Annotated in this window: 9 protein-coding genes and 1 pseudogene; 8 read left to right on the forward strand and 2 right to left on the reverse strand. The window is 69.9% G+C overall.

Going from position 1 to position 12460, the window contains the following annotated elements:
• Positions 1–23 precede the first annotated feature (23 nt).
• The 5 genes and pseudogenes from ACIBH4_RS20440 (at position 24) to ilvC (ending at position 7487) form a co-directional block, all read left to right on the forward strand.
• Entirely contained in the window at positions 24–932 is a 909-nt protein-coding gene (locus ACIBH4_RS20440; RefSeq protein WP_362507763.1) for a 2-hydroxyacid dehydrogenase, read from the forward strand.
• Between the two features lie 383 nt (positions 933–1315).
• The gene (locus ACIBH4_RS20445) at positions 1316–3976 is read left to right on the forward strand and encodes a GGDEF domain-containing protein (RefSeq protein WP_362507766.1); all 2661 of its coding nucleotides are present in this window, start codon (positions 1316–1318) and stop codon (positions 3974–3976) included.
• A gap of 224 nt (positions 3977–4200) precedes the next feature.
• Positions 4201–5940: pseudogene (locus ACIBH4_RS20450) on the forward strand (acetolactate synthase large subunit); the annotation flags it as partial.
• Positions 5941–5942: 2 nt separating this feature from the next.
• A complete protein-coding gene (gene ilvN, locus ACIBH4_RS20455; RefSeq protein ID WP_362507769.1) occupies positions 5943–6467 on the forward strand; it encodes an acetolactate synthase small subunit in 525 nt (174 codons plus the stop codon).
• 39 nt (positions 6468–6506) lie between these two features.
• Complete coding sequence (gene ilvC / locus ACIBH4_RS20460) at positions 6507–7487, forward strand: ketol-acid reductoisomerase (protein ID WP_362508255.1); 981 nt, start codon at positions 6507–6509, stop codon at positions 7485–7487.
• Positions 7488–7621: 134 nt separating this feature from the next.
• On the opposite strand, the gene ACIBH4_RS20465 is transcribed toward ilvC, so the two are convergent.
• Positions 7622–8515, reverse strand: a complete 894-nt coding sequence (locus ACIBH4_RS20465) for a CAP domain-containing protein (RefSeq protein ID WP_362765735.1) — start codon at positions 8513–8515, stop codon at positions 7622–7624.
• 369 nt (positions 8516–8884) lie between these two features.
• On the opposite strand from ACIBH4_RS20465, the gene ACIBH4_RS20470 reads away from it, so the two are divergent.
• Complete coding sequence (locus ACIBH4_RS20470; protein WP_362765732.1) at positions 8885–10264, forward strand: MFS transporter; 1380 nt, start codon at positions 8885–8887, stop codon at positions 10262–10264.
• Between the two features lie 136 nt (positions 10265–10400).
• Here ACIBH4_RS20470 and ACIBH4_RS20475 read toward each other — a convergent pair whose 3' ends face one another.
• Positions 10401–10937 carry a DUF1707 and FHA domain-containing protein gene (locus ACIBH4_RS20475; protein WP_362507778.1) on the reverse strand — a complete coding sequence of 179 codons (537 nt, stop codon included), beginning with the start codon at positions 10935–10937 and terminating at the stop codon, positions 10401–10403.
• Between the two features lie 88 nt (positions 10938–11025).
• On the opposite strand from ACIBH4_RS20475, the gene ACIBH4_RS20480 reads away from it, so the two are divergent.
• Positions 11026–11571 carry a PadR family transcriptional regulator gene (locus tag ACIBH4_RS20480; protein ID WP_362507781.1) on the forward strand — a complete coding sequence of 182 codons (546 nt, stop codon included), beginning with the start codon at positions 11026–11028 and terminating at the stop codon, positions 11569–11571.
• A 152-nt stretch (positions 11572–11723) separates the two neighbouring features.
• On the forward strand, positions 11724–12431 hold the full coding sequence (locus ACIBH4_RS20485) for an ABC transporter ATP-binding protein (protein ID WP_362507784.1): 708 nt from the start codon (positions 11724–11726) through the stop codon (positions 12429–12431).
• The last annotated feature ends 29 nt before the right edge of the window (positions 12432–12460 follow it).

Below are 12460 nucleotides of genomic sequence, written 5' to 3' on the forward strand. Positions count from 1 at the left end.
CCGTACGGCTGGATAATGCGCACATGAAGATCTGGGTACCTTCCAAAGCCGTCGCCGATGTCCTGTGTGATCTCCCGGAAGTGGAGTGCGTCGTCTACGACGGCACGGAGCCGGTGCCCGAGGGCGTGGAGGAGGCCGAGGTCTGGATCCCGCCGCTCACGCCGTTGACGGATCTTCCCGGTCTGCTCGCCCGCATGACCGGCCTGCGACTGCTGCAGACCGTCACCGCGGGTGTCGACGCCTACCGGCCGCACGTGCGGGAGGGGGTGACGCTCTGCAACGCCAGGGGTGTGCACGACGCGGGCACCGCCGAGTGGGCGGTGGGCGCCATGATCTCCGTGCTGCGGGAGTTTCCCGGGTTCGTCCACGCGCAGCGCGAGGGCGAGTGGACCTACCACCACACCGGGGTGCTGGCCGACTCCACGGTCCTGATCGTCGGCTACGGCTCGATCGGTGAGGCGCTGGAGCGGCGGCTCGACGGCTTCGAGGTCGACGTCGTCCGGGTGGCCAGGACCGCCAGGCCCGGTGTGCACGGCCTGGACGAGCTGCCGGGGCTGCTGCCGGAGGCGGACGTGGTGGTGCTGCTCGTACCCTCGACGCCCGAGACCACCGGCATGGTGGACGCCGGGTTCCTGGCGGCGATGAGGGACGGCGCCCTCCTGGTGAACGCGGCCAGGGGCACGGTGGTCGACACGGACGCGCTCGTCGCCGAGCTGCGGGAGGGCCGGCTCCTCGCCGCGCTCGACGTCACCGACCCCGAGCCCCTGCCGGAGGGCCACCCGCTGTGGACGGCACCGGGGGTTCTCATCACCCCGCACGTCGCGGGCAGCAATCCGGCGTCCGTACGGCGCACGCTGAAGCTTCTCCGCTCCCAGCTGTTGCGTTACCTCGCGGGTGAGCCGCTCAAGAATGTGATCACGGGTTCGTACTGACGGGCGGGGGAATCCGGGCCGCGTCCCTGCGGCGCACGCCGAAGCCTCTCCGCTCCCAGCCGTTGCGTCACCCCGCGGGTGAGCCGCTCAAAGATGTGATCACGGGTTCGTACTGACCGGCAAAGGAATCCGGGCCGTGGCTGCCCCGTGACCTGCGGTGCGTACCGTCGGTAAAAGCGATCACCGTTGCTCGCGTGGTTATCAGATCGGTGACGACTACGGCGTTGTCACCACCCGCGCGGGTCGGACGGCACACACTGGCCCTGTGCCGGTACGAGCGCCGAGGACGAAGGACGACGCGCTCGCACCGGCAGCGCGGGCGCAGCGAGCAAGGGAAGCTGCGAAAGCGAAAAACACCAAACGACATTGATGGGCAGACGACATTGATCCGCTGGCGTGACCCCCGGGTACCGCTGACCGCCGCCGCCGCAGGCGTGGCGGGGCTCGTTGCCGCGCTCGTCAGCGGCGCTCCGGCCGTGGTCGTCGAGGCGGTGGCGGGCGTCGTCACCGCCGCGGCGGCCGCGGGTTCGCTGTTCGCCGCCGCCTCCAGACTCACCGACCGGCGCAGGGCGCTGGCCTGGCGCTGGCTGGCCGGAGGATCGCTCACCTGGCTGGCAGGGGTGGGGGTGCGGCCGATCGCGGAAGGCACGCCCTTCGTGGTGACCTTCGCCGATCTGGTGCTCCTGGCCGGTACGGCGATGCTCGCGGTCGGCACCGCGCTGTCGGCGGCGAGACCCGCGCGGGGGCACGCCCTGCTGCGTGACCTCGCCGACTCCTACGTGTGCGCCGCGGCCATCATGGTGATCGTCTGGGTGTCGCTGGTGGGTCCGCTCTACGGCACCGGCGGTGACGCGGGCGACGCCGCGGTCACCTTCGCCTCGCCGCTGTTCTGCCTGATCCTCGCCAGCGTCGTGGGCCCCGCCGTGGTGCCGATCCGGCGCTCGGCCTGGCCGGTCGGCCTGGCCGCGCTCGCCGTGCTCGCCGCGATCGCGACCTCCGAGACGATCACTGCGGTGGCCCGGGTGAACGGCGACACGCCGTCCCTGACCTGGGTGTGGCTCGCCCCCGCCGCGTTCCTGGTGCTCGCCGCGGTCCCGTGGAGCGGGCCCGCGACGCGCTCTCCCGAGCCCAGTGACGACGAGCCGTTCGTCAGGGAGAGCACGTCCTCGCTGATCGCGGCGGTGCCGCTGTTCCTCGTGGGGGCGGCCACCGTCGTCGTGCTCCTGCGCGTGATCAGCGGCGGGGTGCAGGGACCCCCGGCGGTCCTCGCCTCGGTGTGCGCGTCGATCGTCGCCGTCCTGACGGTACGCCTGTTCGTGATGCTGATGGAGACCGGGCGGATGCGGAGCCTGCTGCATCTCGGCGAGCGGCAGCTGCGGGACCTCGCGGAGAGCGCGGGAGACGTGGTCATGCTGTGCGGCTACGACGGCGTGGTGCGGGAGATCGGCGAGGGCGTCGAGATCACGTACGGCTACCGTCCGGACGACCTGGTCGGCCGGAAGATCTTCGACTACATCCACCCCGAGGACGTGCCGGGGATCCAGGCGGCGCTGAGCGCGATGAGCCTGGAGGAGGAGGCCGAGGAGGGGCCGGGCGCCTGCATGGTCGCCTGCCGGGTCCGGGCCTCCGACGGGACGTGGCGGCCCGCCGAGTCGGTGGCCACCCGGCACGTGCGCGGCGACGACCTGCTCCTCGTCACCACCCGCGACATCAGCGACCAGGAGGCCCTGCGCAGCCAGGTCGCCCATCTCACCTTCCACGACGGCATCACCGGCCTGCCCAACCGGGCCTACTTCGAGGAGCGCACCCGGGAGGTGCTGGCCCGTCCCGGCGCGAGCAACGTCGCCGTGGTCTTCCTGGACCTGGACGGCTTCACCGCGGTGAACGACTCGGTCGGCCACGCCAGCGGCGACTACCTGCTCGGCCAGGCGGCCCGCAGGCTCCGCGCCGCCGTACGGGCCGACGACACCCTGGCGCGCTGGGGCGGCGACGAGTTCGCGGTGCTGCTCGAGGCGCCGGTCGACGCCCAGACGGCGGTCGACCTGGCCGAGCTGCTGGTCCGTACGGTCTCGTCCGAGCCGTTCCGGGTCGCCGACCGCGACGTCGCGCTCACCGCGAGCGTCGGGGTGGCCTTCTCCACCGCGGACGTCTCCTCCGCCGACCTGATCCGCAACGCCGACGTGGCGATGGCGAGGGCGAAGGAGCTGGGCGGGCGCAGGGTCGAGGTGTTCGCCGCGCACATGCACGCCGACGTGGTACGACGCCTGGAACTCGCCGCCGACCTGCAGCGGGCGCTGCTGGAGAACCAGTTCGCGATCGAGTACCAGCCGGTGGTCGACCTGGCCACCTCGCGCGTCACCGCCGTCGAGGCGCTGGTGCGCTGGTGCCGGGGCGGCGAGTTCGTCCCGCCCGAGCAGTTCCTCGGCCCGGCGGAGGACACCGGCCTGATCGTGCCGCTGAGCGAGTGGATCCTGCGCGAGTCCTGCAGGGAGGTGGCCGCCTGGCGTGCCTCCTCCTGGGAGATCGGGCTCTCGCTGAACCTCTCGGCCCGGCAGATCATGGCGCCGCGCTTCGTGGAGACCGTCGAGGCGGTCCTGGCCGAGAGCGAGCTGCCGCCCAGCGCGCTCACCCTGGAGGTCATCGAGGAGATGCTGGTCGAGGACGCGGAGGAGACCATCACCCGGCTCTCCGAGCTGCGTGCCCTCGGCGTCCGGCTCGCCATCGACGACTTCGGCACCGGGTACGCCTCGCTGGCGTTCCTGCGGCAGCTCCCGGTCGACATGATCAAGATCGACCCGTCCTTCGTGTCCGGGCTCGGCCGTGACGAGACGCTCACCCTGCTCACCCGTACGATCGTGCGGCTGGGGCACGACCTGGGGTTGATCGTGGTCGCCGAGGGCATCGAGCGGCCCGAGCAGCTGGAGTTGCTGCGCGAGATGGGCTGCACCCGCGGCCAGGGGTTCCTGGTGGCGCGCCCGATGGCCGCGCGCGGCGTCGACTCGCTGATCCGCACCAGCCTCTCCACCCTCGGGACTCCCGCGTGACCTCACATCTCGGACTCTGAGATATGTGTCCCATGAATTTGACGCGGGGGTACTCCGTCGGCCAAGGTGGAGGCATGCAGATTCACCGTGGGATTCTCGTAGTACTTCGCCGGCGCGCGGGCCGATAGCGAATCACTACGACCTGCGCGCCGCCCCAGCTCCGCCGTCCAGGCGGGATGGGGCATTTTTTATGCCATTAAGCATGTTCAGCCACAAGGAACGAGCCGATGACCGAACAGATGACAGGAGCCCAGGCCCTCGTGAGGGCGCTGGAGCTCGTCGGGGTCGACACCGTGTTCGGGATCCCGGGCGGCGCGATTCTCCCCGCCTATGATCCTCTCTACGACTCGACCAAGGTCCGGCACGTGCTCGTACGGCACGAGCAGGGCGCGGGGCATGCGGCTCAGGGATACGCGCAGGCCACCGGCAAGGTCGGGGTGTGCATGGCCACCAGCGGTCCCGGCGCCACCAACCTGGTCACCCCGATCGCCGACGCCTACATGGACTCGGTCCCGATGGTCGCGATCACCGGTCAGGTGGCCAGCGCCGCCATCGGCACCGACGCCTTCCAGGAAGCCGACATCTCCGGCATCACCATGCCGATCACGAAGCACAACTTCCTGGTCATCGACCCGAACGAGATTCCCAGGACGATCGTGGAGGCCTTCCACATCGCCTCGACGGGGCGTCCCGGGCCGGTGCTGGTCGACATCGCCAAGGACACGCTCCAGGCGAAGATGACCTTCGAGTGGCCGGTCGCGATGCAGCTGCCCGGCTACCGTCCGGTGACCCGGCCGCACTCCAAGCAGATCCGCGAGGCGGCGAAGCTGATCGCCGAGGCGAGGCGGCCCGTCCTCTACGTGGGCGGCGGCGTGCACCGGGCGGGGGCGTCGGCGGAGTTGCTGGAGTTCGCCGAGCTGACCGGCATCCCCGTGGTCACCACCCTGATGGCGCGGGGCACCTTCCCCGACAGCCACCCGCAGCACATGGGCATGCCCGGCATGCACGGCTCGGTCTCGGCGGTCGGCGCGCTGCAGAAGTCCGACCTGATCATCGGGCTCGGTGTCCGCTTCGACGACCGGGTCACCGGCCAGCTGTCCAGCTTCGCGCCGCACGCGAAGGTCGTCCACGCGGACATCGATCCGGCGGAGATCTCCAAGAACCGGCACGCGGACGTCCCGATCGTGGGCGACTGCAAGGAGGTCATCTCCGACCTGATCGCCGCGGTGCGCGGCGAGGGGCGCAAGGGTGACTACGCCGACTGGTGGACGGCGCTCAACGCCTACAAGGCGACCTATCCGCTGGGCTACACCGAGTTCGAGGACGGCTCCCTCGCCCCGCAGTACGTCATGGAGCGGCTGGGCGCGCTCGTCGGCCCGGACGCGATCTACACCGCGGGTGTCGGCCAGCACCAGATGTGGGCCGCGCAGTTCATCGGCTACGAGAACCCCGGCACGTTCATCAACTCCGGCGGCGCGGGCACGATGGGCTTCTCCGTCCCGGCGGCGATGGGGGCCAAGATGGGCCGCCCCGACACCACGGTGTGGGCGATCGACGGCGACGGCTGCTTCCAGATGACCAACCAGGAGCTCGCCACCTGCACGATCGAGGGGGTGCCGATCAAGGTCGCGATCATCAACAACGGTAACCTTGGCATGGTCAGGCAGTGGCAGACGCTGTTCTACAACCAGCGTTACTCCAACACCGACCTGCAGACGGTCCGCCGCATCCCCGACTTCGTCAAGCTCGCCGAGGCCTACGGTTGCGTGGGGCTGCGCTGCGAACGCCCCGAGGACGTGGACGCGACGATCAAGAAGGCCATGGAGATCAACGACGTGCCGGTGGTCGTCGACTTCGTGGTGCACCAGGACGCCATGGTGTGGCCGATGGTCGCGGCCGGGACCAGCAACGATGACATCAAGTTCGCGCGCGACATGGCGCCGGTCTGGGACAGCGAGGACTAGGCATGAGCAGGCACACGCTCTCCGTGCTGGTGGAGAACAAGCCCGGCGTGCTCGCGCGCGTCGCGGCGCTGTTCAGCCGCAGGGGTTTCAACATCGACTCGCTCGCGGTCGGCCCGACCGAGCACGCGGACATCTCCAGGATGACCATCGTGGTCAACGTCGCCGACCTGCCGCTGGAACAGGTCACCAAGCAGCTCAACAAGCTCGTCAACGTGCTGAAGATCGTGGAGCTCGACCCGGCGCAGTCGGTGCAGCGCGAGCTCACGCTGATCAAGGTGCGGGCCGACTCCGACAACAGGTCCAGCGTGCTGGAGCTGGTCAACCTGTTCCGGGCACGCTGTGTCGACGTCTCCTCCGACGCGGTGACCATCGAGGTCACCGGCACTCCGGACAAGCTGCAGGCCTTCATCAAGGTCCTGGAGCCGTTCGGCATCAAGGAGCTCGTCCAGTCGGGCATGGTGGCCATCGGCCGCGGTGCCCGTTCCATCACCGACCGTTCTCTCCGGGCCCTGGACCGGACCGCGTAACGCTTACGAGAAACCCGAAAGGTTAAGCAAGTGACTGAGATCTTCTACGACGACCAGGCCGACCTGTCGATCATCCAGGGCCGGCACGTCGCCGTTCTGGGATACGGCAGCCAGGGCCACGCCCACGCGCTCTCGCTGCGCGACTCCGGCGTGGACGTGCGGGTCGGCCTGCCCGAGGGCTCCAAGAGCAAGGAGAAGGCGGAGGCCGACGGCCTGCGCGTGCTCACTCCCTCGGAGGCCGTCGAAGAGGCCGACCTGACCATGATCCTCGCGCCGGACCACATCCAGCGCCACCTGTACGCCGACCACGTGGCCCCGAACCTCGTCGAGGGCGACGCGCTCTTCTTCGGGCACGGCCTCAACATCCGCTACGGCCTCATCGAGGCGCCCGAGGGCGTGGACGTGGCCATGGTCGCTCCCAAGGGTCCCGGTCACCTCGTACGCCGTCAGTACACGGCGGGTCGCGGCGTGCCGTGTCTCGTCGCGGTCGAGAAGGACGCGAGCGGAAACGCCCTGGAGCTCGCCCTGTCGTACGCCAAGGGCATCGGCGGCACCCGCGCCGGCGCGCTGAAGACGACCTTCAAGGAGGAGACCGAGACCGACCTGTTCGGTGAGCAGGCCGTGCTGTGCGGCGGCGTCTCCGAGCTGATCAAGGTCGGTTTCGAGACCCTGATCGAGGCGGGCTACCAGCCCGAGGTCGCCTACTTCGAGTGCCTGCACGAGATGAAGCTGATCGTCGACCTGATGTACGAGGGCGGCATCCACAAGATGTACTGGTCGGTCTCCGACACCGCCGAGTACGGCGGCTACTCCCGCGGCCCGCGCATCGTGACGCAGGAGACGAAGAAGGAGATGCAGCGCATCCTCGCCGAGATCCAGTCCGGCGAGTTCACCAAGGAGCTGGTGGACGAGTTCGACGGCGGCCAGAAGAAGTTCACCGCCTACCGCGACGAGCTCGCCGAGCACCCGATCGAGAAGACCGGCGCCAAGCTCCGCCCGATGATGAGCTGGCTCAAGTAAAGGTTCGGGTGACGGCGCTCATGTGACGGCGCCGAGCCGAAAGCAGCGGCCCGTGCCCCTGGTGACGAGTTCTCGTCACCAGGGGCACGGGCCGTTTCACACCGGGTGCCTCGCGGTCCGGTTGTGCCTGATCTCTAGTGCTTGGCGAAGTTCTGGGTCCAGTAGATGCCCCGGGAACTGTTCGCCACGCCCACCCCGAGGTGGGTGTAGGCGCAGTTCATGATGTTGGCCCGGTGCCCGGAGCTGTTCATCCAGGCGGTGACCACGTCGGCCGGGGTGCGCTGGCCCATCGCGATGTTCTCGGCCCAGGCGCGCATCGGGCTGAATCCGCTCGCCCTGATCCGGGCGGTCATGTCACGGCCGTCCTGCGAAGTGTGGCTGAAGTAGTTCTTGGCCGCCATGTCGTCCGAGTGGCCCTGCGCGGCCGAACGCAGCTGCGGGTCGGAGATGAGCGGGCCACAGCCGCCCTTCTGCCGCTCGGCGTTGGTCAGGCGCACCACTTCCTCGGACAGGGAGGATCCCGGTGCGGAGCTGGGAGTGGAGCTGGGGGCGGTGGTGGGCTTGGTGGGGGTGGCGCTGGCCGACGGGGTCGGGGTCGGCCTGGGGGTGGTGGTAGTGGTCGGCGCGGGGGTGGGGGCCGGGGCGTCGGTGGGGGAGCAGCCGAGCCTGACGGGCTTGGAGCGGCCGCTGTTTCCCCGGTAGTCGGTGACGACGGCGTAGTAGACGCCTGGAGCGCAACGCAGTCTCACCGTCACCCGTCCGTTGGTGCCCTTCCGGGACGCGCTCTTCACGATCGGGTCGGCCCCGGGCACGGCGCGCTTGACGCGGATGCGGACCAGGGCGGTGTCGTCGCAGCCGAGTCGCGCGGCGGAGGCCTGGATCCGTCCCGCCGCGGTGACGTACGGCTTGGCGGCGTACACACGGCACTCGGCCTGGGGAGCGGACGCGGCGTGAGCCGTGGCGATCGGCGTGCTGATGGCCGCCAGGCTCCCGAGGCAGAGCAGTGCCGCCCCTAGCGGTCTGCGCATGTCGGTTCCTCCGGTTGGTTAGACGCTGGATGGCCCCCGCATTCTGTCGGTGACAGATCCGTCTTGTCAGCAAATTCCGGACATTTACTGTGAGCCCCAGGTAAACCAGAGTGATCGCATAGGCGTCTGTGGTCGGTGGTGCTCCTGTCGGCAGCAGGGACGCCCGAGAGCTGAAATATCCCTCCACGGACCGCCTGAGCTGGATATATGCCGTATGGAGGGATGCGGCCCCGTGGAGATCACCCGGGCCGGACGGCGGCCCCGCCGCCGGACTATCTCGGACCGACAAGAGGCGAAATATTCTCGCCTTCCGGCGATCGCGAGGTTCCGGGGCCTACCGGGCGCACACTCGCTGCGATTGAATGTGGCATGGTCTCCCCGGCGCCCTCACCCGCCGTCGTCACCGTGTCGCGCGGCGTGCGCGTCGGCTACGGTGTCGGCTCGATCTGCACGGCGACCTTCTCCACGGTCCCCGGATTGCTGCTGCTGTTCTACATGACGAACGTGCTCGCGGTTCCCGCGTGGATCGCCGGCATCGTGGTCTTCCTGCCCAAGCTCTGGGACATGTTCATCAACCCCTGGGTGGGGCAACGCTCCGACCGGACGGTCTCCCGCTTCGGCGCTCGCCGTCCCTGGCTGCTCATGGGCGCGGTCACCCTGCCGGTGACGTTCGCCCTCACCTTCGCGGGCCCCCCGCTCACCGGCCTGTCCGCCGCCCTGTACGTCGCCTTCTTCTACTTCCTCACCGCGACGGCCTACGCCTTCTACGAGGTTCCCTACAAGGCGATGCCCGCGGAGATGACCGACGACTACCACGAGCGCTCCTCGCTGCTGCAGTGGAAGATGGTCTTCGTCGGCCTGGGGATCCTGCTCTCCGGGGCGGTCGCGCCGGTGATCGCGGGCACCGAGGCCTCCGGCTACCGGACCATGGGTCTGGTCGTCGGAGCCGTGCTGCTGCTGTCGATGCTCGGCGCCTTCTTCGGCACGGCCCGGGCCCCGATGATCGCGCGGGCCGAGACGGAGCCGTCGATCGCCGCCCAGTTCGCCGCCGCCCGCTCGAACACGACGTTCATGGTGCTGCTCGGCCTGAGCTGCGCCCAGATGTTCGCCGCCGGAGCCATGCTCGCCGGAGCGCCGTACCTCGCCACCTACACGCTGGGTGACCCGGCGGCGACCACCACGCTCTTCCTGGGCATCGTCGGCCCGTTGCTGATCACCATGCCGCTCTGGGTCCGGCTGTCCAAGCGTTACGACAAGCGCGGCGCGATGATCCTGGCGTCGGCGCTGTTCATGGTGGGCGCCGTCGGGATGGCCTTCGCCGGTCCGCTCGGCTGGGCGTACGCGCACGCGTGCGTGTTCCTCGTCGGCATCGGCTACGCCGGGTTGCAGCTGCTGCAGTTCTCGATGCTCTCCGACGTGATCGTCCACGACGCCCTGGTCACCGGCAAGCGCAGGGCAGGGGTGTTCACCGGGCTCTGGACAGCCGCGGAGACCGTGGTCTTCGCGTTCGGCGCGCTCGTACTCGGCTGGCTGCTGGGCGCGACCGGATTCGTCGAGTCCGACCCCTCCACACCGGTCGCCCAGCCCGAGTCGGCGACCACGGCGGCACTGTACGGCTCAACGCTGCTGCCCGCGATCCTGATGGGGCTCAGCATCCTGCTGACCATGCGCTACGCCCTGACGGCGGCGAAGATCAAGGAAGCCCAGGAGGCTCAGGAGGCCGGAGCGGCCGAGGTTCAGGAGGGCTGAGAGGGCTCCCACCCAAAGCCCGTAGTCGCGCACGGGTCCCGGCCAGGGGACGCGGTGTGCGGCTCAGGGCGGCCCGGACGCGGGTCCAGGGCGGAGATCAATCCAGGGACGGCCGGGAGGTGGCCGGCCAAAGCGTCTAAGGCGTGATCATCAGGAAGCCGCAGTCGCCGAAGGAGACGACGTCGCCCGGCCGCACCTTGGCCGGGCCGACCAGGCGCCAGTCGTTCAGGCGGGTGCCGTTCAGCGAGCCGAGGTCGACGAGGACCCAGCCCTCCTCGTCGCGGCGGAGCTCGGCGTGCACCCGGGAGACGGTCAGGTCGGCGAGGACCAGATCGCAGGCCGACCCCCGGCCCACCACGTAGCGGGTCCTGCCGTCGCCGGGCAGCGCGAGCCGGGGCAGTCGAGGGCGCCGCCAGGCCGACTCCACCCGCTTGGTGAAGTCGGAGGCCGAGGCGACGGCCTCGGTGACCATGCGGCGAAACCGGCCGCGTTGCGGCAGATCGGCGACCAGATTGTCGAGCTCGCCCTGGTTGCGTGCGCGCAGGGCCATGTCGACGCGGCCGAGGAAGGTGTCGTGCGACAGATGCCCCTCGACGGCACGGTCGCGCAGCTCGTTGATCGCGCGATCACGGTCCCCGTCGGAGGCACGGGCCGGGGGATGCGTCGAGCTCATCCTCCGAGTATCGGCCCCGAGGGCGGAGCCTGTCCAGAATATGCAGATCTCTTGCGTCATGAATACTGCGTATGCATACTCGGTATCCATGGCGATCCGACAGGGGCTTCTCGCCCTGCTGAGTCAGGGGCCTCGTTACGGCTATCAGTTGCGTGCCGAGTTCGAGGCGTCGACGGGGGCGACCTGGCCGCTCAACATCGGCCAGGTCTACACAACGCTCTCCCGCCTGGAACGCGACGGCCTGGTGAGCCCCGGTGAGCAGGACGAGCAGGGCCGGGTCGTCTACTCGATCACCGAGGCCGGTCTGGCCGAGATGGGGCGATGGTTCAGCACCCCCGTCGCCCAGTCGGACCGGCCTCGGGACGAGTTGGTCATCAAGCTCGCCCTGGCGGTCACCGCCGCCACGGACGTGCGGCCGATCATCCAGGCCCAGCGCACCGCGACCATGCGCACGTTGCAGGCGTTCGTCCAGGCCAGGCGCGCGAGCGTCGAGAACCCCGCACAGCGGCTGGTACTCGACTCGATGATCTTCCAGGCCGAGGCCGAGCAACGCTGGCTCGACCACTGCGAGGCCGTGCTCACGGCCTCGCCTCGGCCGCGAAGGCCCGCGGCCGCGGAAAACCCGGACGCATAGGTTCCGGACGCATAGGTCCCGGACACGGAAGTTCCGGATGCGAGATCCCCGTGCGGGTGACCTCCCGACGCGTGATCCCCAGACACAGGAGACGGACAGTTGACATCCTTACCACGACCACGGCCAGGGACCCGCGCGCCGGGGGTGCCCAGATGACCTTCGAACCGGTCGTCCGGCTCGCGGACGTGACCCGCACGCACGGCGACGGGCCACAGCGCGTGACGGCGCTGCGCGGGGTGAGCCTCGACGTCGGCGCCGGAGAGCTCGTCGCGGTGATGGGCCCCTCGGGATCAGGTAAGTCCACCCTGCTCAACCTCGCCGGGGGCCTCGACCTGCCCACCTCGGGCTCCGTGGTCGTGGAGGGTACGCCGCTGGCGAGCCTGCGGGCCGGGGAACTGGCCGGGCTCCGGCGCAGGCACGTCGGTTACGTCTTCCAGGACCTCAACCTGATCCCGTCGCTCACCGCGCTGGAGAACGTGACCCTCCCGCGCGAGCTGGACGGGATCGCCTTCGGGAACGCCCGCCGCGAGGCGATGGAGGTGCTCACCGAGGTCGGTCTGGGCGAGATCGCCGACCGTTTCCCCGAAGAGATCTCCGGCGGCCAGCGTCAGCGGGTCGCCATCGCCCGCGCGCTGGTGGGGGAGCGGCGGCTGATCCTGGCCGACGAGCCCACCGGCGCGCTCGACACCCCGACCGGCGACGACATCCTCCAGCTCCTGCGCACCCGCTGCGACGCGGGAGCCGCCGCGCTGCTCGTCACCCACGAACCCCGCTACGCCGCCTGGGCCGACCGGGTGGTCTTCCTGCGCGACGGCGAGATCGCCGACTCCACCGTCACCCCCCTGGAGAGCGCCCGATGAGCGAGCGAACGGACGCGCGGGACACGTGT

The organism is Streptosporangium sp. NPDC050284, from assembly GCF_044459525.1.
Classification (GTDB): Bacteria; Actinomycetota; Actinomycetes; order Streptosporangiales; family Streptosporangiaceae; genus Streptosporangium.